22 protein-coding genes and 1 pseudogene are annotated in these 23000 nt (G+C 70.9%); 10 read left to right on the top strand and 13 right to left on the bottom strand.

The window, feature by feature from the left end:
• Positions 1-2 precede the first annotated feature (2 nt).
• Positions 3-986: a hypothetical protein gene (locus V5P93_RS35320; RefSeq protein ID WP_104481896.1), complete on the bottom strand. Its 984-nt coding sequence runs from the start codon at positions 984-986 to the stop codon at positions 3-5.
• On the bottom strand, positions 983-2125 hold the full coding sequence (locus V5P93_RS35315; RefSeq protein WP_245931602.1) for an MFS transporter: 1143 nt from the start codon (positions 2123-2125) through the stop codon (positions 983-985). Before V5P93_RS35315 ends, V5P93_RS35320 begins: the two co-directional genes overlap by 4 nt.
• Here V5P93_RS35315 and V5P93_RS35310 point away from each other — a divergent pair.
• From V5P93_RS35310 to V5P93_RS35300, 3 genes are all read left to right on the top strand, one after another.
• Positions 2112-2252 carry a hypothetical protein gene (locus V5P93_RS35310; RefSeq protein ID WP_181043773.1) on the top strand — a complete coding sequence of 47 codons (141 nt, stop codon included), beginning with the start codon at positions 2112-2114 and terminating at the stop codon, positions 2250-2252. The two genes, V5P93_RS35315 and V5P93_RS35310, sit on opposite strands and share 14 nt — an antisense overlap.
• Before the next feature lie 199 nt (positions 2253-2451).
• Complete coding sequence (locus V5P93_RS35305; RefSeq protein WP_104481897.1) at positions 2452-3861, top strand: glycosyltransferase family 4 protein; 1410 nt, start codon at positions 2452-2454, stop codon at positions 3859-3861.
• A 26-nt stretch (positions 3862-3887) separates the two neighbouring features.
• Complete coding sequence (locus V5P93_RS35300) at positions 3888-5195, top strand: UDP-glucose/GDP-mannose dehydrogenase family protein (RefSeq protein ID WP_104481898.1); 1308 nt, start codon at positions 3888-3890, stop codon at positions 5193-5195.
• A 685-nt stretch (positions 5196-5880) separates the two neighbouring features.
• On the opposite strand, the gene V5P93_RS35295 is transcribed toward V5P93_RS35300, so the two are convergent.
• Both V5P93_RS35295 and V5P93_RS35290 read right to left on the bottom strand, forming a co-directional pair.
• Positions 5881-6741, bottom strand: coding sequence for an IS5 family transposase (locus tag V5P93_RS35295; protein ID WP_245931603.1), 861 nt, complete (start codon positions 6739-6741; stop codon positions 5881-5883).
• Between the two features lie 321 nt (positions 6742-7062).
• Positions 7063-7872 carry a hypothetical protein gene (locus V5P93_RS35290; RefSeq protein WP_104481900.1) on the bottom strand — a complete coding sequence of 270 codons (810 nt, stop codon included), beginning with the start codon at positions 7870-7872 and terminating at the stop codon, positions 7063-7065.
• 66 nt (positions 7873-7938) lie between these two features.
• Here V5P93_RS35290 and V5P93_RS35285 point away from each other — a divergent pair, with 66 nt between their 5' ends.
• Positions 7939-8148: an HTH domain-containing protein gene (locus V5P93_RS35285; RefSeq protein WP_104481950.1), complete on the top strand. Its 210-nt coding sequence runs from the start codon at positions 7939-7941 to the stop codon at positions 8146-8148.
• Between the two features lies 1 nt (position 8149).
• A complete protein-coding gene (locus tag V5P93_RS35280; RefSeq protein ID WP_104481901.1) occupies positions 8150-8698 on the top strand; it encodes a Clp protease N-terminal domain-containing protein in 549 nt (182 codons plus the stop codon).
• 303 nt (positions 8699-9001) lie between these two features.
• Here V5P93_RS35280 and V5P93_RS35275 read toward each other — a convergent pair whose 3' ends face one another.
• The 3 genes from V5P93_RS35275 to V5P93_RS35265 all read right to left on the bottom strand — a co-directional run bounded on the left by V5P93_RS35275 (position 9002) and on the right by V5P93_RS35265 (position 11192).
• Complete coding sequence (locus tag V5P93_RS35275; RefSeq protein ID WP_104481902.1) at positions 9002-9364, bottom strand: VOC family protein; 363 nt, start codon at positions 9362-9364, stop codon at positions 9002-9004.
• Between the two features lie 70 nt (positions 9365-9434).
• Positions 9435-10517: a calcium:proton antiporter gene (locus tag V5P93_RS35270; protein WP_104481903.1), complete on the bottom strand. Its 1083-nt coding sequence runs from the start codon at positions 10515-10517 to the stop codon at positions 9435-9437.
• Positions 10518-10526: 9 nt separating this feature from the next.
• A complete protein-coding gene (locus V5P93_RS35265; RefSeq protein ID WP_104481904.1) occupies positions 10527-11192 on the bottom strand; it encodes a YitT family protein in 666 nt (221 codons plus the stop codon).
• Between the two features lie 60 nt (positions 11193-11252).
• On the opposite strand from V5P93_RS35265, the gene V5P93_RS35260 reads away from it, so the two are divergent.
• Entirely contained in the window at positions 11253-12695 is a 1443-nt protein-coding gene (locus V5P93_RS35260; RefSeq protein WP_104481905.1) for a PLP-dependent aminotransferase family protein, read from the top strand.
• 321 nt (positions 12696-13016) lie between these two features.
• On the opposite strand, the gene V5P93_RS35255 is transcribed toward V5P93_RS35260, so the two are convergent.
• Complete coding sequence (locus V5P93_RS35255) at positions 13017-13868, bottom strand: hypothetical protein (protein ID WP_146108270.1); 852 nt, start codon at positions 13866-13868, stop codon at positions 13017-13019.
• 243 nt (positions 13869-14111) lie between these two features.
• Between V5P93_RS35255 and V5P93_RS35250 the strand changes: the two genes are divergently transcribed.
• On the top strand, positions 14112-15299 hold the full coding sequence (locus V5P93_RS35250) for a S8/S53 family peptidase (RefSeq protein WP_245931605.1): 1188 nt from the start codon (positions 14112-14114) through the stop codon (positions 15297-15299).
• On the opposite strand, the pseudogene V5P93_RS35245 reads toward V5P93_RS35250, so the two are convergent.
• The 4 genes and pseudogenes from V5P93_RS35245 to V5P93_RS35230 all read right to left on the bottom strand — a co-directional run.
• Positions 15237-16682: pseudogene (locus V5P93_RS35245) on the bottom strand (CHAT domain-containing protein); the annotation flags it as partial. The gene V5P93_RS35250 and the pseudogene V5P93_RS35245 overlap by 63 nt on opposite strands.
• Positions 16683-17251: 569 nt before the next feature.
• Positions 17252-17659, bottom strand: coding sequence for a hypothetical protein (locus tag V5P93_RS35240; RefSeq protein WP_104481907.1), 408 nt, complete (start codon positions 17657-17659; stop codon positions 17252-17254).
• Positions 17656-18219: an RNA polymerase sigma factor gene (locus tag V5P93_RS35235; RefSeq protein ID WP_104481908.1), complete on the bottom strand. Its 564-nt coding sequence runs from the start codon at positions 18217-18219 to the stop codon at positions 17656-17658. The genes V5P93_RS35240 and V5P93_RS35235 overlap by 4 nt, the downstream gene beginning before the upstream one ends.
• Before the next feature lie 561 nt (positions 18220-18780).
• Positions 18781-19947, bottom strand: a complete 1167-nt coding sequence (locus V5P93_RS35230) for a pyridoxal phosphate-dependent aminotransferase (protein WP_281261694.1) — start codon at positions 19945-19947, stop codon at positions 18781-18783.
• Positions 19948-20033: 86 nt separating this feature from the next.
• Here V5P93_RS35230 and V5P93_RS35225 point away from each other — a divergent pair, with 86 nt between their 5' ends.
• Positions 20034-21242 (top strand): DUF445 domain-containing protein, encoded by a 1209-nt coding sequence (locus V5P93_RS35225; RefSeq protein WP_104481909.1) that lies wholly within the window; start codon positions 20034-20036, stop codon positions 21240-21242.
• Positions 21243-21486: 244 nt separating this feature from the next.
• On the opposite strand, the gene V5P93_RS35220 is transcribed toward V5P93_RS35225, so the two are convergent.
• Positions 21487-21957, bottom strand: a complete 471-nt coding sequence (locus tag V5P93_RS35220) for a CGNR zinc finger domain-containing protein (RefSeq protein WP_245931606.1) — start codon at positions 21955-21957, stop codon at positions 21487-21489.
• 81 nt (positions 21958-22038) lie between these two features.
• On the opposite strand from V5P93_RS35220, the gene V5P93_RS35215 reads away from it, so the two are divergent.
• Both V5P93_RS35215 and V5P93_RS35210 read left to right on the top strand, forming a co-directional pair.
• A complete protein-coding gene (locus V5P93_RS35215) occupies positions 22039-22401 on the top strand; it encodes a VOC family protein (protein ID WP_104481911.1) in 363 nt (120 codons plus the stop codon).
• A 61-nt stretch (positions 22402-22462) separates the two neighbouring features.
• Positions 22463-22987 carry a PadR family transcriptional regulator gene (locus tag V5P93_RS35210; protein WP_104481912.1) on the top strand — a complete coding sequence of 175 codons (525 nt, stop codon included), beginning with the start codon at positions 22463-22465 and terminating at the stop codon, positions 22985-22987.
• The last annotated feature ends 13 nt before the right edge of the window (positions 22988-23000 follow it).

The following is a 23000-nucleotide window of genomic DNA, read 5'->3' as shown; positions in this document are numbered from 1 at the left end:
GCCTACGTTCCGGAAGGGACGGTCGCGGCGGGGCCCGGTGAGGAAGCGCCGACGACCAGCTCCCGGGGGTCGCCGCTGCCGTCCGACCGCGACTCGAAGATCGTCGCCTGCCCGTCCCGCACCTTCGCGTAGGCCAGCGTCGAGTTGTCCAGCCAGGCCGCCTGGTCGTCGACGCCGTCGGAGTCGGGCAGCAGGGTTTCCTTGCCGGAAGCCAGGTCCAGCACGAACAGCTGCCAGCTGCCCAGCTTCCCGCCGCGCTTCTTGTACGCCACGCGCGTCTGGTCCGGTGACAGCGACGGGCACTCCGCGGACTGCCGCACGGTCACCATGGACCGGGCCTTCAGGTCGCCCTTCACCAGCCAGGTCTTGTCGCCGGAGCCGAGGGTCGCGTAGAAGGTGTTGTCGTCGTCGGCGACCGTGACGCCCCAGTAGTTCTCGTTCTGGCGCTTGTCCGGAACGCCCTCGATGGTCATCGAGAACGATTCCAGGGACTCGATGAACGTGTCGGTGCGCAGGTCCAGCACGCCGGTGCGGGTCGAGAAACCGCCCGGTGCCAGGTAGGAGTCACCGGTGACGAACACCGTCCACGACACGATCTTGCCCGAGGCCGACACGCGGGCCCGCGACGGCGTGCCCGGCAACTGGATCGTGCGCACCTGCTTGCCGGTCGAGTCGAACACCGCGGCCTCGTACGCACCCGGCAGGCTCAGCCGCAGGCACACCGTCGTCCCACCCGCGGTGTAGACGCGCAGGCACTTGAGCGACCCGGGCTTGCGGTTCCCCGAAGCGTCCATGGTGGACACCAGGTTCTGCCCGCCCGCGTTGTCGATGAAGGTGAGCCCGGTCGCCACGGGCTGCCCCGGTCTGGTCGCGGCGTCCGCCTGGTCGCGCAGTTCGGCCACCACGTAGAACACCCCGGCGGCGAGCACCAGGACGATGGCGACCACGCCGACGACGATCCGGTTGCGGGCAAGCCAGTCGATCACCGCGAAACCTCCGGGCGGATGAGCAGGTAGACACCGGCCAACGCGGCCGCGAGCGCGCAGATGACGATGGTGACCGCCGCGCCGAACTCGAGGTTCTGCAACAGCAGTCCGAACACGACGGACGAGGCGAACCGGGCCAGCGCCTGACCGGTCTGCACGATGGAGAGGCCGCCCGCGCGCAGGTGATCGGGGACCAGCGTCGCGCCGTGCGCCATCAGCACGCCGTCGGTGGCCGCGTAGAACAGGCCGTGCAGCGCCACGGTCACGATGACCAGCGGGACGCCGCCGAACGGGCCGAGCAGCAGCAGGTACACCACGAGCAGCACCACGTGCCCGGCGAAGAACACCGTCCACCGGCCGACCCGGTCGGCGAGCCTGCCGAACGGGGTGGCGAACAGCAGGAAGGTCAGCGCGGTGCCGACCGGCATCAGCGCCAGCCAGTTCGGCGGCACGTCGGCGGTCTTCTGCAGCACGACGAAGACGAACGCGTCGGAGATGGTGGCCAGGCCCAGCAGCGCGGCGGCGATCGTGGTCCGGCGCATGCCGCGGTTGCGCAGCAGCCCGAAGATCGCCTTGACCGTGACGACCTTGCCCGGCACCCGCTCCAGCCGGGGCTGGCGCACGAAGCACACCAGCACGATCACGCCCAGCAGGCCGAACACGAAGCTGATCATGAAGATCGGGCCGGGGCGGAAGGTCAGCCAGGTCAGCACCGCGAAGGTGACGAGCGGGCCGAGCAGGGCGCCGATGGTGTCCATGGTCCGGTGCACACCGAACGCCCGACCCAGGTCCGCCGTCGGGGTGACCAGCGAGATCAGCGCGTCGCGCGGGCCGGTGCGCAGGCCCTTGCCCGCCCGGTCCAGCGTCTGCACCCCGCCCAGGCCCAGCGCGGAGGCGCCGACCGGGATGAAGGCGAGCTTGGTCACGGTGGACAGGCCGTACCCGGCGACCGCGACGCCTTTGTGCCTGCGGATCCGGTCGGCGACGTAGCCGCCCACCAGGCGCAGCAGCGCGGTCGCGCCGGTGTAGATGCCGTCCAGCAGGCCGAGTTGGACGTAGGTCATCTGCAGGGAGAACAGCACGTAGACCGGCATGAACGCGGTCACCATCTCCGAGGAGATGTCTGTGAGCAGACTCACCGTGCCCAGGAGCACGACCGTCGTCGAAACGCGGCTGCGCAGGGCCGGATCGCCCGCCCTGGACGCCTTCCGCTCGGCCTTGGAACGCCTGGTCGACGCGACGTACACCGAACACCTCCGCAGGTAGACCGCCTACCGCGGCGCTGCATTAACCGGTACCGGCCTGAGTATCGGCAAATGACCACGGTGTGTAACAAGCTGGCGAACTCGACCGAATCTTTGGTGGGTACTCGCGCACGCTTACCGGCTCACTCCTACTGCCGGTAACCGAAGTGCCCGTTCGAGCGACTACGTCAACAGTTGTCTTCGGCCAGGAAGAGGTCCCCGTGAGCCGTCAGAGGGCCCCGCATGTCCTGATCATCGTGCAGAACCTGCCAGTCCCGCTCGACCGGCGGGTCTGGCTGGAGTGCAAGGCGCTCAGGGCCGCGGGTTACGAGGTGTCGGTCATCTGCCCGAAGGGGCCCGGTGATCCCGCCTACGCGGTGCTGGACGGCGTCCACCTCTACAAGTACGCCCCGCCCAAGCAGGCCGAGGGCCTGGCCGGGTACGCGTGGGAGTTCGTCTACTGCTGGCTGCGCACCGCCGCGTTGACCCTCAAGGTCCGCAAGCGCGCCCGGTTCCACGTGATGCAGGCGTGCAACCCCCCGGACACCTACTGGGCGCTCGCCCTGCCGTGGAAGCTGCTCGACGGGGTGAAGTTCATCTTCGACCACCACGACCTCAACCCCGAGGTGTTCAGGTCCCGCTTCGGCGAGCCGAAGGAGCTCGGCGGCAAGGTGCAGCTGGCCATCCTCAAGTGGCTGGAGCGGCGCACGTTCCGCACCGCCGACCGCGTCATCTCGACCAACACCTCGTACCAGGACATCGCGGTCCGCCGCGGTGGCGTGCCGCGCGAGCACACCACGGTCGTGCGCTCCGGCCCGGACACCTCCGTCATGCGCCCCACGCACGCCGACGCCGACCTGCGCCGCGGCGGCAAGCACCTGGTCGCGTACCTGGGCATCATGGGCCCGCAGGACGGCGTGGACGGCGTGCTGCTGGCCGCCGACCGGATCGTGCACCACCACGGCCGCACCGACTTCCGGTTCGTGCTGCTCGGCTTCGGCGACTGCCTCGACGACCTGAAGAAGCAGTGCACCGACCTGGGCCTCGACGACTACGTCGAGTTCACCGGCCGGGTCGGGCCCGAGCAGATCTCGCGGTACCTGTCGGCGGCGTCGGTGGGTCTGTCCCCGGACCCGCGCAGCCCGCTCAACGACGTGTCGACCATGAACAAGACCATGGAGTACATGGCGTACGCGCTGCCCGTGGTCGCCTACCGGCTCACCGAGACCGTGGTCTCCGGCGGCGAGTGCGCCGTCTACGTCGAGCCCGGCGACAGCGACGGCCTGGCCGACGCCGTGGTCGCGCTGTCCGACGACCCGGCCAAGCGCGCCGAGCTGGGTGCCGCCGGTCGCCGCCGGGCCGAGCAGGTGCTTGACTGGCGTCCGCAGGCCCAGGCCTACGTGGGTGTCTACGACGAGCTGCTCGGCTTCGCCTCGGCCGGTCCGTTCCCGGACGGGTGGCCCGCGGTCGACCGCCGGTCGGCGGACCAGCAGGCGGAGAAGCTCGTCGACCAGTGGGGCAACCGGCTGGTCGACCTTCGCGACGACGCGGCGCTGCGCGAGTTCGCCGCCACTCGCGCCTTGACGCTCCAGGACGAGTCGGAGCGGGCAACCGGTCCGACGGCGAGCTGAATTCCGTACGCAGGGGAGAGGGAACGATGTTCGTACGACGGATCGCCGTTGTCGGCACCGGGTACGTGGGCTTGACCACGGGGGCCTGCCTGGCCTCGCTCGGCCACGACGTGGTGTGCGCGGACGTGGACGCCGCGAAGGTCGCGCGCCTGTCGCGCGGTGAGGTCGACATCCTGGAGCCGGGCCTGGCCGAGCTGGTGGCGGAGGGCATCGCCGCGGGCAGGCTCACGTTCGTGCTGGGTGCCGCGGCGGCCGTGCAGCACGGCCCGGAGGTCATGTTCCTGTGCGTGCCGACGCCGATGGGCGTGGGCGGCGTGGCGGACCTGAGCATCGTCGAGTCGGTCGTCGAGGAGGTCCGGGAGCTGCTGCCCGCGGACTGCGTCGTGGTCAACAAGTCGACGGTCCCGGTCGGCACCGCCGAGCGCACCGCCGAGCTGCTCGACCGCCCGGACGTGGGCGTCGTGTCGAACCCGGAGTTCCTCCGCGAGGGCAGCGCGGTCTACGACTTCCTCAACCCCGACCGGATCGTGGTCGGCGGCAGCAAGCAGGACGCCGCCGAGCGCGTCGCGGCCCTGTACGCCAAGCTGGGCGCCCCCACCGTGCTGACCGACGCGCCGAGCGCCGAGCTGGTCAAGTACGCGGCGAACTGCTTCCTGGCGATGAAGCTGTCGTACGTCAACGCCGTGGCCGAGCTGTGCGACCGCCTCGGCGCGAACATCAGCGACGTCACCGAGGGCATGGGCTACGACAAGCGCATCGGCCAGGCGTTCCTCCAGCCCGGTCCAGGCTGGGGCGGCTCCTGCCTGCCGAAGGACACGTCGGCGATGGTCCAACTGGCCGACGCGGCGGACTTCGAGTTCCGCCTGATCAGGGCCACGATTGACACGAACACCCGCCAGCGCCAGCGCATGGTGGAGAAGGTCCGCCTCGCGGTTACCGGCAAGCGCAACGGTTCCCTGTCGCGCCGCCGCCTGGCCCTGTTCGGCCTGACCTTCAAGGCGGGCACGGACGACCTGCGCGACTCCCCGGCCCTGGCCGTGGCGGCCCTGCTGCGGCAGGCGGGGGCGGACCTGGTCGGCTACGACCCGGCCCTGCGCCCGGACTCCCAGCACCCAGACCTGGCCCCGGTAACCGTCACCGACGACCCGTACCAGGCCGCGAAGGACGCCGAAGCCGTCATCGTCCTCACCGAGTGGCCCGAGTTCCGCACCCTCGACTGGCCCCGCCTGGCCGAGTCGGTCCGCAACCCCATCGTCGTGGACACCCGGAACCTCCTCGACCCGGCCGTCGCCCGCCGCGCCGGATTCGAGTGGATCGGCATCGGCAAGCCCTGACCGGCGCCGCGTAGACCCCCATGGCCCGGGGCGGACTCGTTCCGCCCCGGGCCGTTTTTCGTCCGCCCGAGTTATCCACAGGCATGATCACCTTCGCCCAGAACTGTCGGTGCCCACCACTAGAATGGAAAACGGGGGGCCGACGGCCACCCAAGATCGTTTTTTGGCGCCTTGCCCTCTCTGGTTGCCTCGGCGGACTGGGCTGGCGGTCGATTTCACTGCGGCTCCCCACGCGAATTGCGTACGAAGCTCGATTGGGCGCATTTTCTTTGCGCGGGGCCTCTGCGAGCCTGCGGTGGGCAAAGCGGTGGGGATGGGCAAGCCGCCTTCCCCGCGGGCAAGCTTGAGCAGACTCGCACCTCCACACAAAGAAGATGCGCCCGATCGAGCAGGAATGGCGTGCGCGATGAGTTCGCGGGGGGCAGACGTTCGGGGTCTGGTGGGCGCGGCTTGGCGGGGTGGTAAGAGTTGCGGGCCAAGCGTTGTGGCGGGGCATGTTGGCTTGGCGAGTGCGGCTTGCTGAAGTGTGGCGCTTGATCCCGTGGCAGGGCGCGTTGTGTTGGCGAGTTGGTGCGGCCGCGTGAGGTGGGTTGGCGGCGGGACGTTCAGGGGCTTGGCGAAGCGTGTAGGGGCTGCGGTGCCGGGTGTTGTGGCAGTGCGTGGCGCCTCAGAGCGTGTTTGAGATCTACCGTGTGGTGAGTGGGTGTGGTCCGGGGCGGGTTGCGGCGTGTCCTCGGGTGATGCGGCGGGTCATGGTGGTGATAGCGGCCCAGCGGATGATGGCCTCGGAGGTGGCGGGGTGGCGTTCGTGGTCGCGGGCGAGGCGTCGGTGTGCGGTGAGCCAGGCGAAGGTGCGTTCGACGGCCCAGCGTCTTGGGATGACCGCGAATCCTTTCTGCCCTGGGGGTTTGCGTACGATCTCGATCGTGGTCCGCAGTGTGCGGGCCCAGTCGACGAAGGCGCCGGCGAACCCGGCATCGGCGAACAGGTGTCGGACACGACGAGTCGTCTTGGTCATGATCTGGCGGTGGCGCAGTTCCAGCACGAGCTTTCTGCCGCCGTCGCGGTCCTGCGCACTGGCGGGCAGCACCAGCGCCACCAGCAGCAGGCCGAGGGTGTCGGTCACGATGAACCGCTTGCGGCCGTTGACCTTCTTGCCCGCGTCGTAGCCTCGGGTGTCGACACCGACGGTGTCGGAGCCCTTGACCGACTGGGAGTCCATCAGTCCCGCGCTCGGTTCCGGGTCTCGTCCCGCGTCATCCCGGACCCGAGCTCGCAGGGCGTCGACCATCCGGAAGGTCAGCTTCTGCTGCTCCCACCTGGTGAAGTACCAGTACACCGTCTCCCACGGCGGGAAATCCACGGGCAACGCCCGCCACGCACAGCCCGTGCGCACCACGTAGAGGATCGCGTCCACGATCTCCCGACGAGGATGCTTCTCGCGCCGACCACCCCGCGGATGCGCCGACGGCGCCGGTAACAACGGCTCCACCACCGCCCACTCGGCATCGGACAGATCCGACGGATACCGCTGCTCACGCGCCACCCCACCCACCCTGACCGACCACCCGGGCAAGATCAAGCAGCCACGCCGACCAAGATCTCAAACACGCTCTCAGTGAGTCGGCGTGGCCGACTTGGGTGAGCTGGCGTGGAGGTCAGCAGGTGTTCGGGTCTCTGGTGGGTGGGGAACGGCTGTCGTGTCGTGGCAGGGCGCTCCGCGCGGCGGGGCCGGCGGGCGCTCGGGGGCTTGGCGGTGTGAAGATTGGCTTGTGGGCAAGGGTTTGTGCGCCTGGCCTTGGGCAGGGTGCGGCGCTTTGGTGTGTCGGCGTGGCCGAATTGAGTGAGTCGGCACCGCGACGGGTGGCTAGAAGGTGATCAGGACCAGGGCTTGGTCGTCGTGAGGTTTGGGGCGGGGCCAGCGGATGCCGTGGGGGTCGGTGGATTCCGCTGCGCGGACGGCGTCCAGGACGGATTGGGGGCCGGTGGTTTGGCACAGCCGCAGGGCTTCCGGCCAGTCGAACAGGTTGTATTGGTCTATGCCACAGGCGACGCCGTCGGTGGCTATGAGGGTGGCGGTGACGGAATCGCGGGGCCAGGTGGCGCGGATGGCTTGGCGGGCCGCCGCCGGGACGGCTTCGGCGACCCAGTAGCCGCCTTCCTTGTTGCGCAGGGCCGAGGTTTTCCGCGATGACGCGCGGAGTGCGGCTAAGTGCTCCGGTGAATAGCCGCCGCCTTGGCGGAGGCGGTCCCGGTAGCTGCCCTTGGGGAGTTGGCTGAGGCGGAGGTCGGCGACGACCTGGGGTTCCGGGGTGAAGGCGACGACGGGGGTGTCGGCCAAGACCAGGGCCTCGACCTCGGCCGCGTTCCAGCGGACGATCGCCACCGTGCTGGCCGGGCTGTCGCCCGGTGTGAAGCCGTTGCCCCTGGCCACCGAGCGGATCGAGGCGGCGAGGTGGTCGGCCAGGTCCAGTTCCGGGGCGGCGCTGAGCCTGCCCGCCAACTGGGCCGCCAACTCCGCCGCGTACGCACCCCCGCTCGGCAGGTCCGGGCGCAGCGAGGTGGCGCCGTCGAGTACGACGACGGCGTCGGGGAGGACCACGACGATGTCCTCGCTGGGGCGTGGCTTCCCGTCCACGCCGAGGCCCGCCGCCTCGGCGAAGGTGATCTCCGGCATGGGGTCGATCCTGCCTCGCGTCAACCCCGGTTGACAACCGGGGCAATGTCAACCTATGTTGACGGCATGGTCGAGGCAACGCAGTTGGCCAGCGCCGCGGGCGACCAGGACCCCCAGGTGGGGCTCCGAGCGGTCGCCGCACTGCGCAAGCTCCTGGAGCAGTTGGAGTCGGTGCAGGTGCGCAGCGCGCGCGTCAACGGATGGTCATGGCAGGAGATCGCGGCCGAGCTCGGTGTGAGCAGGCAGGCCGTGCACAAGAAACACGGGAGGCAGTGACATGTTCGAGCGGTTCACCAAGCAAGCCCGCGTCGCCGTCCGCGACGGCGTGCACATCGCCGAGCAGGACCACGCGGCACGCATCGAGCCCGAGCACCTGCTCCTGGGCATGCTCCGCCAAGACGGCACCCCCGCCACCGCGGCGCTGGCACACCACGCCGTCACCACCGCCGCGGCCCGCGACGCCATCGCGGCCGTACGCAGGCGCGGCGGCCTCAACGACGCCGACGCCGCCGCGCTGAGCGAGTTCGGCATCGACGTGGACGCCATCGTCACCGCGGTCGAACAGGCCCACGGCCCAGGAGCCCTGGGGAACGAACCCAAGCGCCCGCGCACCACCCGCCCCCGCTGGCGGGTACCGATCTCCTCCGATTCCAAGCGTGTCCTGTCCACCAGTCTCCGCGAAGCCCTGGACCTGGGCGACCGGTCGATCGGCGACCACCACCTGCTGCTGGCGATCCTGACCGTGGGCGGCGTCGCCGCCGACGCCCTCGCCTCCCTCGGCGTCACCCACCACGGCGTCCGCACCTACCTCGCCGCGGCCTCGTAACCAGGCCCGGCCCTCGTCGAGGTCAGGCGGGAACGCTCAGGGACGCGGGGGAACGACACCGTTTCAGCTCGCCACCGGCACACCAAAGCGACGGCGACCCGAGGTCGTCGATCCCAAGGTGTCGATCCCCGCTGCCGGCACAATTTCCGATGCGGCGATGTGCGTGGTCGACTGGCTTGGCCGATCAACCGCGTGCGCACTTACCTCGCCCAAGCGGCTGCCCACAAGCAGGCACCTCACCTCGGCCAAAAGGCCAAGGTGCGTGGCAGGCACCTGTCTCGGTCAGTCACCTCAGCGCGCGGCTCACACCTCAATCACCGACAAGATGTTCCCCGCCGGGTCGCGGAACCACGCTATCGGCGGACCGACCGCCCGCATGATCCCCTTCTCGTCCGTGCCCGGGTACCGCTCGAACCGGACCCCGAGCGCCACCAGACCGTCCACTGCGGACTCCACGTCCGGCACCGGGAAGTTCAGGATCGTGAACTCGGCGGGCGTGTGGTTCGGCTTGGGGTACACCAACGTGTCCCGGTCGCCCGCGATGTGCAAGGTGAGCATGCCGTTCGCCTCGGACACGCGGAGCCCGAGGGTGTCGCCGTAGAACTTCTTCGCGGCCGGGACATCGTCCACAGAGAACCCGCTGAAGGCTTTGGTGTTCGCGAACATCGCGATCTCCTTTCGTCTTGACCCAGTCTCCTCGTCCCGTGTCAAGCCCGCACGAAGTTGTCCACAGCCCCTATGGGGTGACCGCGAGGAACAGGAACGCGCTGAACAGGGTGAGGTGCACCGAGCCCTGCAGCAGCGTGGCCCGGCCGGTGACCAGGGTCAGCATGCTCGTCACGACCGTCAGCACCAGCATCACGAGTTCCTTGGCCCCCAACCCGAGCGTCAGCGGGCCGGTCAGCCAGATCGACGCCACCGCGATGGCGGGGATGGTCAGCCCGATGCTGGCCAAGGCCGACCCGAGCGCCAGGTTGAGGCTCACCTGCAGCCGGTTGCGCAACGCGGCGCGCACCGCCGCGACCGTCTCCGGGAGGAGGACCAGCAACGCGATGAGGACACCCACGAAGGACACCGGCGCGCCCACCGACTCCACGGCGGATTCCAGCGTGGGCGACACGGTCTTCGCCAGCCCGACCACCGCGACCAGGCACGCCAGCAGCAGCCCCAGGCTCAGCAGCGCGGTCCGGTTGGCGGGCGCGGCGGCGTGGTCGTCGTCGCCCGTGCCGTCCTTCGGCAGGAAGTAGTCGCGGTGCCGTACGGTCTGCACGAACACGAAAACCCCGTACAGCACCAGCGACGCCACGCCCGCGAACGCCAGTTGCGCCCCCGAGAACGTCGGCCCCGGCGTCGACTCGGTGAACGTCGGCAGCACGAGGCTCAGCGTCACCAGCGCGGTGATCACCGCCAGCGCCCCGCCGGAGGCGTGCGCGCGGAACTCCTGCACCCGGTGTCGCAGCGAGCCGAGCAGCAGCGCCAGCCCGACGATCCCGTTGGTGGTGATCATGATCGCGGCGAACACCGTGTCCCGCGCCAGCGACGACGCCTTCGCGCCGCCCGACGCCATCAGCGTGACGATCAGCGCCACCTCGATCACGGTCACCGCGATCGCCAGGATCAGCGTGCCGAAGGGCTCACCGACGCGGTGCGCGACCACCTCGGCGTGGTGCACCGCGGCGGTGACCGCGCCCGCGAGCCCGAGGCAGACCAGTATCAGCAGCACGGTCCCCAGGTCGCGGCCGTAGGACATGAGCAGCACTACCAACGCGATCGGTGGGACGGCCAGACTCCAGCGGGGAAGGGCGAGGGCGGTGGTCATACACCGACCCTAATGTCCGGTTCGCGCCCCGCCACCCGCGCCGACGTCGCCCTCGACCCGTGGCCGCCAGGTCACGAACGGCAGGAACGCCTGCGCCAGCGGCCCGATCCCCAAGGCGTACAACACGGTTCCCACGCCGACGGTGCCGCCGAGCAGCCACCCGACCACGAGCACCGTGACCTCGATCGCGGTCCGCACCCAGCGGATCGCCCACCCGGTCCGGCCGGAGACGCCAGTCATCAACCCGTCGCGCGGTCCGGGGCCGAGGCGGACCCCGATGTAAGCGGCCGTCGCGAGCCCGTTGAGCACCACACCGCTTACCAAGAGCACCAAACGCACTACGAGGTTGTCCGGCGTCGGTAAGACCGCCAACGTCAGGTCTACCGACCCGGCGACGATCACCACGTTGGCCACCGTGCCCACACCGAGCTTCTGCTTGATCGGGATCCAGCACAGCAGCACGGTGACGCTCGTCAACGCGGTGACGATGCCGAAGCTCCACCCGGTGATCTTGTGCAGCGCCTCGTGCAGCACGTCCCACGGCGCGAGCCCCAGCGCCGCCTCGATCTGCATGCCGACGCTCACGCCGTAGAGCGCGAGGCCCGCCGTCAACTGGGTCAGCCGTCTGCCGGGGCTGAGGCGAACGGGAACTGGGTGCAACATTGGACCGGCCATGCCCCTATCGTCACCCGGGATTGGCTTTCAATCGACAGCCAATCTGCAATGATTGGCCTCATGATTCCCCTGGCTGGACGAGTCTCTGGTGGCCGATTGGTCAGCCTGCTGGGCCAGTGGCGGGATCAAGGCGGCCGACAGGGCTCCGCCGCCCTCGCCGCGGGCATCCGCCTGCTGATGTTCGACGGCCAGCTCCCACCGGGCACCACGCTGCCCGCCGAACGCGAACTGGCCGCCGCCCTCGGCGTGAGCCGGACGCTGGTCGCCGCCGCCTGGGACCTGCTGCGCGACGACGGCCTGATCGTCAGCAGGCGCGGCTCCGGCTCCCGCACGACCCTCCCCGCCGCGCCCCCGCACACACCCTTCCCCGAACGCAACCAGCCGATCGACTTCGCCACCGCGGCCCCGGCAGCGCTACCCGGCGTCGGATTGGCCGTAGACGCCGTCCGGGGTGCCTTCGCACTGGAACTGGCCGGACACGGCTACCTGGGCTTCGGTCTGGACGTTCTCCGCGAACGCCTGGCCGCGCGCTTCACCGTCCGAGGACTGCCGACCACCCCGGACCAGATCCTGGTCGTCAACGGCGCCCACCACGGCCTCGCGCTCGTCCTCAGCGCCATGACCGGCCCCGGCGACCGTGTGCTCGTAGAGCAGCCCACCTACACAAACGCTCTCGAGACCATCCGCGCCGCGCACGTCACCCCCGTGCCGGTCACCATGCCGGAGGAGGGGTGGGACCTGGACGGCATGGAGGCCGTCCTGCGCCAAGCCGCGCCCCGGTTGGCCTACCTCATCGTGGACTTCCACAACCCGACCGGACGCCGTCTCGACGCCCCCGGCCGTGAACGCTTGGCCGCGCTACTACGGCGCGCACGCACCCACGCGGTCGTAGACGAAACCCTGGTCGAACTGGACCTCGACGGCGACCCCCTCGACGGCCCACCCCCCATGGCCGCTTTCGCGCCCAACCAGGTCATCACCGTCGGCTCGGCCAGCAAATCCCACTGGGGCGGGCTGCGGCTGGGGTGGGTCCGGGCGACCGAAGAGGTCATCGGCAGGCTCGCCGCCTCCCGCCGCGCCTTCGACCTCGGCTCGCCGGTCTTCGAACAGCTGGTGCTCGCCGAGCTCTACGCCGACCCCGAGCCGATGCTGCGGCAGCGCCGCGCGGAGATGGCGCACACCAGGTCCGTGCTGGTCGACGCCGTGCGCGCGCACTGCCCGGACTGGACGTTCGAGGTGCCGCGCGGCGGGCTGAGCCTGTGGTGCGGGCTGCCCGCGCCGATCGGCACGCGGATCGCGGTCGCCGCGCAGAACGTGGGGGTCCGGGTGGCGCCCGCGGCCCGGTTCAGCGTGCACGGCGGGCTGGAGCGCAGGCTGCGGCTGCCGTTCACGTTGCCGCCGCCGCTGCTCGTGGAGGGCGTGCGGAGGGTCGCGGGCGTGGCCGCCGGGGTCACCGGATCGTCTGGAACGCTCGGTTCCGACGGTCTAATCCCGGTCGCCTAGCTGGCTTTACCGGTTCCGAGGCGGTAGAAAGCCAGTGCGCTGGATGGCGTAGAGGTTTGGACCTTTCGCCACCCAGCGCACGTCGGCCTCGGCGTGCCACCCCGCGCGCCGGCACAGCCCCTCGTTGTGCCGACCGGGTGGACCGAGGGGGAGCCCCGGCGCCGCGGGGGCATCGCGGCGCCGGGGCCAGGTCCCGATCAGACCGGGCGCGGTCGGCTGATCGGGGTGGGGGAATGGCTCAAAGGGGTATCAGCGCACCTGGGTGCGGTTGTCCGGCGCAAACTGGCCGGTGTGCGGGCACAGTGGTCCCGCGGAACCCGGTCAGTCGGGTGTCGACGTGGGCAGCCCGGCCTCATGACCGGGTGGCTCGACCGCTCTGTCCCCGGCCGCGCCGAGCGCGAGGGGCGGGATGAGCCGGTGGCGGCCCGTCATCGCGCCGGAGAAGGCGCGCGCGTTGCCGCTGTTGTCGTGCGTGGGCGACGCGGTGCTCGCAGAGGTCGCCGGGCAGACGGGTGCGGACGGTGCGGTGGGCGATTTCGGTGCCTTTTCCGTACCTGCCTGCGGACCGTCGTCGGGGACGGTCGACGGCACGGATGGGGCTACCTGCTCGGGCACCGTCAGGTTGGGTCTTTGGGGCGTCGGGGGGACCGTGCGCGGTGCTTTGGCCACTACGGCCTGCCGGACGTGCTTGACCGGCTGCTCGACCTTGGGCTCGGGTGCCGGGACCGGCTGGGGCTCGGGCACCTCGACGACGGGAACGACTTCGAGGACTACCTCGACGACTGGGACCGCGTTGTGCACTGACGCCGACGCGGGCCCGCTGTTGGTCCCGTGGGCCGCTGACTGCTCCGGAGCCGCCTGCATGGTCGCTGCGGCGGGCGATGGCCCGGCGAGCGTGTAGACAGGCTCTGAGTGCGTTGTGGGTACCAGGTTGTGGATAGCGCTAACCGTGACCGCAGTGACCTTGATGAGCCGGTTGGTCGTAGTACCGACAAGTTCTGCCTGTGCGACTACGGCGCTGTCTTGGACCACTGGAATGGGCTGGGTGGTGATGCCGGTGTCGGCGGACGCGGAGTCCGCGGTCAGCACCCCGATCACCCACGCGACCACCACCAGCCCGGCGGTGACGGCGAACCGGAGCAGCAGGCGCGACGCGTTCGATGTCCGTGCCACGTTCTCACCGCCATCCCGGTTACCTCGTCGAGCCGCCACCGACCGGTGTGACCAGGCCACTATCCAGGACCCGGCCACCCTTGCGCACCCTAACCGCGTGTGTTCCACCCGGAAAGACGGCGCTCGGTGCCGCGTGAGTAGGCACCACCATGACGATGATCACCGTGTGTGGAAACCGCTGGACCGGGTGATTCTGTTGCCGCTTCCGAGCGAGTGCGCGCGCACGGCGCCACGGTGTCCGTTGTGCACACCGATGAAGCGCTCGGCCGGACGAGTCCACTGTCCCCTCTGGCCGATCGCCACCCGGACCTCCTCCTGCACGACAACGGTGGCAACGGCGAGTGCCTGGTCCGTCGCGGCCAACTGGTCGTACCGCGCGCGGACCTGCCCGCCGCGGTGCGCGCGCTCGACCGCTGGATCGAATCCGTAGACCCCGCCGAGCACGCCACGCTGCGGTTGCGCGCGGGCGTCGACTGCGTCGAAGTGGCCGCGGACATGGCCGACCGCGTCCCGGTGTCGGTCAACCACGTCCACACCGTCATGGAGGGCTCGCCGATCCTGCACGGCACCGGTAGGAGCCCTGTACCCGTACCGCTGCCACCGGAGCCACCGCGCGAAGTGTGGTCACGGCCCGCGACCGTCCTCATGCTCGACACCGGTCTCGACCCGCACCCGTGGTTCGTGGGCCGTCCGTGGTTCGGCCAGTGGGGTCTCGAGGTGCTGGACGCCGACGGTGACGGGGTGACCGACCGCCAGGCGGGCCACGGCACGTTCGTCGCGGGCGTCCTCCTGCGACACGCCCCGGGCGTCACGCTGCGCCAGCACCCCGTGCTGTCGTCCCACGGGTTGACCGATGACCGCACGGTCGCGAGCACGTTGCGACGTGCACGTTTCCTCGCGGCGGCCAGGGGAGAGCGGATCGACGTCCTCCTGCTGACCGCCGGGTGCCACACCGTCGACGACCGTTGCCCAACGATCCTCAGCCGCGAACTGGCCCACTGGCCGACGGCGGTCGCGGCCGCGGGCAACTTCGGCACCACGCGCCCCTTCTGGCCCGCCGCCCTGCCGGGGGTCGTCGCGGTGGGCGCATTGTGTCCCGATGGCACGGTGGCTCCCTTCAGCAACGGGGGTTCCTGGGTCGACCGGTACGCACCAGGGGTGGACGTCGTCAGCTCGCACGTGCGCGTCGAGGGTGACCGGCGGGTCCACGGCGCGGCCCGGTGGAGCGGCACGTCGTTCGCCGCGCCCCGGGTCGCCGCCGAGTTGGCCCGCTCAGCCGCCGAAGGCGACGAAGCCGAGGTCGCCGTTGGCCAGTTGTGCCGCGGCGAGGGCGGCACCCGGGTCGAGGCCGTCGGCGAGGTGGTCGTGCAGGTCCCGGACCAGGCGGGCGCAGCGCGCGTCGGGCACCGGGAGGGTGCTCGCCACGACTGAGCGGGCACCCCGGTCGAGCAGCGCGGCGGGCAGGTCCAGGCCCGACTCGCAGGCCGACAGCACGACCAGGTCCGGTACGCGCAGCAGGTCGTGGCCGAACAGCGGGCCGTCGGCCAACTCGATGGCGGAGAACAGCGGCGCGTCCGGTCGGTGCGCGCAATGCGCCGCGATGTGCAGCGTGTCGGCGTCGGCCATGGCGGCGAGAACGGCGGCCACGGTTGCGTCTTGGCCGGTGAGCAGGGTGCCGCCGTGGCGTCGGTGCAGCGCCACCACCTCCGACTCGGCGTGGTCGAGTCTTGGGCCCGCCACCCAGACCTGATTCATGCGTCTACGGGTGGCGGATTGCGCCTGAAGCCAATGCACGGCCGACGGCGCCACCGTCACCGATCTACCCCTCATGCTCGGTAGCGCGGCCCATGGCAGCCGAGTGAGGTTGCGGCTGGGCAGTACCACCAATGGGCGGTCACCGATTGTCTTGCCGACATTGGCGAAGATGGCCTCGTCCAGCCCTGCCGCTGCCCGGCGCGCGACTGCGCTGTCTCCGGTTGTGGCCGCCAAGAGGAAAGCGCGGTACACGGTGTCGTCGTTCACCGATCCCAGGTCGTGTAGTCGGAATCGGTGATCGACGATCGAGACCGCCCAGGTTCGTCCGTTGTGGAGGAAGAAGTTCAGGGCGGCCCTATCCGTGAGTACCTCCGAGAACTCTTCGGGACGCGCAGGGTGCGCGTTGTGCCGTTCCAGTGCCACAACGCCACATGGGGTTGTCCAGTCGCTGGAAGAGTCCGTCCGCAGCTTGGATAGCGCTACCGGATCCCAGATGGCGCGCGGAGGCGTTGTGGCCACCCGTTGCCGTTCAACCCATCGGAACACCGCACGCGGGCGACCGGTCGCGAGCGCGACAGCCACACCGGTGTCGGCAAGCTCGGTAGCCCGAGGATCCAGCGTCAGCCCAATCCGGCACGCGGTAAGCGCCGCACGCGGGGTCGACGCTATCCGCGCCTGGGCGAGCCAACCGAGCGCCCGCAGTTCCGGCGCCCCGTCGAACCGTTCCCGGGCAACGAGTTCCGGGCGACCGGCGGCGATTCTCAATCGAGCGGCGACCACGGGTTGGCAACCTTCAGCGAGCGTGGACGCCTCCGGAACCGCTTCTCCCGACGCGAGGCGCGCGTGCGCGTCCAACGCCAGCGCCTCCGGGGACGACGTGGCCGCCAACCGAACCGCGGCCCGGGCGCCGCTCGGACGACCCGCGCGCAGCGCGCACCAGCCCTGCGTGAGCACCGCGTCCGCGTAGCCGGGTGCGCGGCCTGTAGCACCCAACAGCGCGCTCGCCCTGGTCAGCTCGGCATTCGCCTCACGGTGCAGACCGGCGCCGAGCAGGGCCATCGCCCGGTCGACCACCGCGTCCGGATGGCGCCGCCCGTCGATTCCCGCCTCGGTGTAGAGCGCCAGAGCACCCGCGAAATCACCCGTTTGGGCTGCGACGAACCCTCGGTTGTGCGTGCACGTCGCGGCCCGCCCGGTCTCGCCGAGTCCACTGTAGAGGGACTGGGCGCGGGCCAGCGCCGCGCCCGCGGTGTCGAACCGACGCAGGTGGGTCGTGGCAACCCCGAGCGCGACCAGCGCGTTGGCCGCCTCGCGCGGGCGGTCCACCAGCGCGTCGACCGCCGCCTCCAACCGGGGGAGCGCGGCCGCGTGGTCGCCGTCGTGGCAGAGGAGCACGCCGGTGAGCGCGTCGGCGCGCTCCCGCCACACGGGCCGGGCCGCGGCGATCAGCGCCCGGGCCCGGTCGGGATTGCCCAGCAGATGGCAGAACCAGGCCAGCGCCAGCCGGGACTCCGCCTCCTCCTCCGGCGCCCCCGCGGCGGCGACAGCGCGCTCGGCGGTGAACCGCGCCCGCCGGGTGGACCCGTGTTCATGCAGCTCGACGGCCTCGCCGTGCAACGCGGCCCACGTCACCGCGCACTCCCGCGCAACCAGTCCGAAACCAGGGGCGCCGCGGCCTCGCGGTGCAGCACCACCCGCACCCGCCCATCCGGGACCGGCGCGTCGAAGCACCCCAGCCCGTCGACCGGCAGCACCTCGGCCCCGTCCCGCGAGTGGACCTCCGCGTGCGTCACGCCCAGACCCGGCGCGACCAGGCCGGTGATCCGCGGCCCCAGCTCCACCAAGACGTCGTCACCGCGCCACACCGCACGTGCCCCGCGCACCGCGACCCCGGCGTGCGCCACGAGCTCCAGCGGCAGCCAGTCGATGCCCAGCAGCGCCCCGGCCGCCACGGCGGCGGCGAACACCCGCTCCGGCACGGGATCCGCGCGGTCGAGCAGGTCGGCCAGCTCGGCGAGCAGTTCGGCGTCGGTCATCCCACCGCCCCCTCGGGCATGCCCAGCAGGGCCAGCTTGCGGCGCAGGTCGCCCAGGCACCGACCCCGCGTGCGGCCCACGCTCGCGGGCGAGAGGCCCAGGGCCCGCGCGAGCCGCGGGTAGGTCAGCTCCGGGGCGAAGGCGAGCAGGCCCAGCAGCTTGCGGCAGCGCTCCGACAGCGCGGTGAGCGCGCTCCACAGCAGATCGTCGCGGTCACTGCGCAGCACCGCGACCTCCGGCCAACTGTCGTCCGGCGCCAGGTCGAGCTCACCCGGCCGGTCGACGGGCACCTCACGACCACGCCGCTCCAGCACCCGCAGGCACTCCCGCCGCGCCGTCGTCGCCAGCCACCCGGCCAACCGGTCGGGCATGCGGATGGCCGCGGCGTGCTCGGTCAACGCGATCCACGTGTTCTGACTGACATCGGCCGCGTCCGCCGCGTCCAGCCGGTGTGCCCGCGCCACCCGCCACACCAGCCGCGAGTACCGCTGCACCAGCGCCCGCCAGGCCTGTTGGTCCCCGGCCACAGCTCGGCCCAACAACTCCGCTTCCGTCCCCATAACTCCTCCTCGCTGAGCCCCCTTCCGCCGCGTCAGACGACGTCGACGGAAAGAGCGCTCCCAGCGCCCCTCGAAGGAGTGACGACTCGCCCGCTACCGCCCCGTCCCGCGACAACCGGCCGTGCCGGGACCGCGCTTCGCCACGCCGAACCGGACCGTCGCCCGCGATGAGTTCGGGGTGCTGGTCGAGGGCAAGTTCGGCGGCGTCGAACCGCGATTTGCCACGCCGATCCGGACCGTCGCCCGTGATCGGTTCGGGTGCGGGTCGAGGACGACTCCGGCCGTGCCGAACCGCGCTTTGCCACCCAGGTCCGGATCGTTGCCCGTGGTGAGTGTGGGTCGAGGACGAGTCCGGCCGTGCCGGTACCGCGCTTTGCCACCCCTGATCCGGACCGTTGCCCGTGACGAGCTCGGGGTGCTGGTCGAGGACGGCCGTTGCCGAATCGGCCGCCTCGGTCAGGCGGGCCCTGTCCGGACTGCCGATCGGCGGCCGCCGGCTCGCGGCGCGGGGGCTCGACAACGCTGTCGGGTAGCGCCTCCTTGCTCGATGGTGGGGCGGGTTCAGGCCAGGCGGTGCAGGCGGGTGATCGCCTCGTCCAGGACCTCGTCGCGCTTGCAGAAGGCGAAGCGCACGAGGTGGCGCCAGCGGTCCGGGTCGTCGGTGAACACCTGCACCGGCACGGCGGCCACGCCGATCCGCCCCGGCAGCGCGCGGCAGAACTCGTGCCCGTCGGTGAACCCGAGCGGGCGCACGTCCGCGCACACGAAGTAGGTGCCCTCGGCCGCGCGGACCCCGAACCCGGCCTTCGCCAGCCCTTCCGAGAGCCGGGTCCGCTTGTCCGCCAGCGAGGCCCGCAGCCCCTCGACCCAGACGTCCTCCTCGCGCAGCGCGTACGCGACGGCGGACTGGAAGGGGGTACCGCCCGCGAAGGTGAGGAACTGCTTCGCGGCGCGCACCGCGGCCACCAGTCCGGCGGGCCCGCACACCCAGCCGATCTTCCAGCCGGTGCAGTTGAAGCTCTTGCCCGCGCTGGAGATGGTCAGCGTCCGCTCGGCCATGCCCGGCAGCGAGCCCAGCGGCACGTGCTCGCGGTCGTCGAACAGCAGGTCCTCGTAGACCTCGTCGGTGATCGCGATCAGGTCGTGCTCCCGGCACACCTCGGCGACCGCGGTCAGCTCGGCGCGGCTGAAGACGGTGCCGGTCGGGTTGTGCGGGGTGTTCACCAGAACCACCTTGGTCCGGGGCGTGATCGCGGCGCGGAAGGCGTCGACGTCGAGCCCGAACCGACCGGACGCCTCCTCGGCCAGCGGCACCACCCTGCGGGTCGCGCCCGCGAGCGCGACGCACGCGGCGTACGAGTCGTAGTACGGCTCGAACAGGACCACCTCGTCACCGGCCTCGACCAGCGCCAGCAGCGACGCGGCGATGGCCTCGGTGGCGCCGACGGTCACCAGGACCTCGGAGTCCGGGTCGAACTCGGTGTCGAACCTCGTCCGCCGCCGCGCGATGGCCGCCCGCAGCTCCGGCAGCCCGGGACCCGGCGGGTACTGGTTCGCCCCGGCCGAGATGGCGTCCCGGGCGGCGGCGAGCATGCCGTCGGGGCCATCGGTGTCCGGGAAACCCTGGCCCAGGTTGACGGCATCGGCCTGGACGGCGAGCGCGGTCATCTCCGCGAAGATCGTCGAGGTGAACGGCTGGAGGCGCGGCACGAGGTTGGTTGGGGGCACGGCTTCGCATCCTCACGGAGAATGGCACCGTGGAGCAACTAGGACCGGTCCCCGGACAGGAGCAGAAGCAGCGGGCGCTGCGGCGGATGAAGCTGGTCGCCCTGGCCTTCCTCGGCGCGGCGACCGCGCTCTTCCTGGCCACCACCCTCTGGCAGTCGGCGGGCGCGCCGGGCTGGGTCGGCTACGTCAAGGCCGCCGCCGAGGCGGGCATGGTCGGCGCGCTGGCCGACTGGTTCGCCGTGACCGCGCTGTTCCGCCGCCCGCTCGGCCTGCCCATCCCGCACACGGCGATCATCCCGACTAAGAAGGACGTGCTGGGCGACAGCCTCGGCGAGTTCGTCGGCGCCAACTTCCTCTCCGAGGGGGTGGTGCGGGAGCGCCTGCGCCGGATCGGCGTCTCCGCCCGGCTCGGCGCCTGGCTGCGCGAACCGGACAACGCCGAACGCGTCACCTCCGAGCTGGCCACCGTTGTGCGCGGCGCGGTGACGGTGCTGCGCGACGAGGACGTGCAGGCCGTCGTCGAACAGGCCGTCGTCTCCCGGGTCATGGCCGTGCCGTGGGGCCCGCCGCTGGGCAAGCTGCTGGAACGCGTCTTCGCCGATGGCTCGCACCACAAGCTGGTCGACGTGATGTGCGACCGCGGCTACGACTGGGTCAAGGAGAACTACGACCAGGTCATGTCGGTCGTGTCCAACCGCGCGCCGTCCTGGTCGCCGAAGTTCTTCGACTCCCTGGTCGCCGACAAGGTCTACGGCGAGGTCCTGTCCTTCGCCTGGGCAGTCAAGACCGACGTCAACCACCCCATGCGCCTCGCCCTGGACAAGTTCCTCGGCGAGTTCGCCGCCGACCTGCAGCACGACCCGAAGGTCATGGCGCGCGCCGAGGAGGTCAAGCACCAGGTCCTGGAGCACCCCGAGGTCAAGACCGTCATCGGCTCGGCCTGGTCGTCGGCCAAGAAGATGCTCCTCGACGCGGCCGAGGACCCGTCCAGCGAACTGCGCACCCGCGTCCGCGCGGGCCTGACCACCCTGGGCGACCGCCTGGCCACCGACGAGGCCACCCGCACCAAGGCCGACACCTGGGTCGAGGGCGCCGCTGCCTACCTGGTGCTCAACTACCGCGACGAGATCACCACCCTGATCACCGACACGGTCCAGCGCTGGGACGCTGAGGAGACCTCCCGCAAGATCGAACTCCAGGTCGGCCGCGACCTGCAGTTCATCCGGATCAACGGCACCGTCGTCGGTGCCCTCGCGGGCCTGCTGATCTACACCATCGCCCAACTCATCGCCTGACCCCGCCAGCCACCCAAGGCCGCCCAACCGGGTGGTGGCGCCCCAACGGTCGCCACCACCCGCCGGACAGCCGCTGCCAGGCCACGGCTCCGCCACGGTCCCAACAGCGCGTCGTCCAACAGCACGCCATGCCCACGGCTTACGACTTCCACTGGCATGCGACAGCCGCAAGCCCGCCGCCATCCAGACTCACCCCGTCCGCGGCGGTCGCCGCGAGCCCACGACTTCGAACCGCCGACGGGAGTCAGTCGACGACCTTGGCGCGCTCGCGCCAGGTGCGGGCTTTCTCGCGGTTGCCGCAGACCCGCATCGAGCACCAGGTGCGCGAGCGGTTGCGTGACCGGTCGAAGAAGGTCCACTGGCAGGCGTCGGCCGGGCAGATCTTCATCCGCGCCCACTCGCCCAGCACCACCAGCCGGGACGCGGCGGCCAGGACCGCGCCGGTGACCTCGGCGGCCACCAGCGTCGGCGCGGCGTCGACAAGCTCGACCCGCACCGGAACCGGAGGTGGCGCGGGCGCGGGCGCGCCGCCGACCACCGCTCGCAGACCGTCGCGCACCGCGCGGACGTGGACCATGTCCTCGTCGCCGAGCCCGCGGTCGGCCAGCCACCTGGACCACCCGATCGGGTCGCCCAGGATGTCCGTGGCCAACTCGACGTCCACGGTGTTGAGGAAGTCGAGGACCAGATCCACATCCCGGTCGGTGTTGACCACAACACCACTGTAGGGCGAATACCGGTTGTTCCGTGTCGAACTAACCTTCATACTCCTTTCACTGGTTACAGGAGGACGACCATGACCGCCGCCATCCCGAAGTGGGGCACGACCGTGCTGGACTGCCCTGACCCACGCGCCCTCGCGGGCTTCTACGCCGCCCTCCTCGACTGGTCGGACACCGACGTCAACGCGGACAACTCCTGGGCCACCATCAAGGGCGATGGCGCCCGCCTCGACTTCCAGCAGGCCGCGGACTACCGCCCGCCGACCTGGCCGTCCCCGGAGTTGCCGCAGATGGCCCACCTGGACTTCGACGTCGCCGACCTCCAAGCGGCGCACGAGCGCGCCTTCGGGCTGGGCGCCCGGCTGCTGGACAAGTCCCATAACTCCTTCTGGGTCTACGCCGACCCCGCCGGTCACCCGTTCTGCCTCTGCGTCTGAGTCGGGTACGTCACCTCCGTCAGTATTCTTGATGTGTATACACCTGGTGTACAGTCCTCCTATGTCAATCGGACATGCGTTGCTCGGCTTGCTGGAGACCGGTCCCAGGCACGGTTACGACCTCAAGCGCGTCTACGACGAGCGCTTCGGCCAGGACCGGCCGCTCGCCTACGGGCAGGTCTACTCGACCCTCTCCCGCCTGCTGCGCAACGGCTTGGTGGAGGAGAGCGGGGTCGAACCTGGTGGGGGTCCAGAACGCAAGCGCTACGCCATCACGGACGCGGGTGTCACCGACGTGTCGGAGTGGCTGGTGACTCCAGAGAGCCCGCAGACCTATCTGCAGAGCGCGATGTACACCAAGGTCGTCCTGGCCCTGATGTCCGGTCGCGACGCCAACGAGGTGCTGGACGCCCAGCGCACCGCGCACCTCAAGTCGATGCGCGAGCTGACCTCGCGCAAGCAGGGCGGTGACCTCACCGACCAGCTCATCTGTGACCACGCCCTGTTCCACCTGGAAGCGGACCTGCGCTGGCTGGAACTGACCGCGGCCCGCCTGTCCGAGCTCGGTGGGCAGTTCACCGGGTGACCCCCGCCGGACG

The organism is Actinokineospora auranticolor, from assembly GCF_041897805.1.
Taxonomy (GTDB): Bacteria; Actinomycetota; Actinomycetes; order Mycobacteriales; family Pseudonocardiaceae; genus Actinokineospora; species Actinokineospora auranticolor.
Note: the sequence above shows the minus strand (reverse complement) of the source record. Positions and strands in the feature narration are given on the sequence as shown.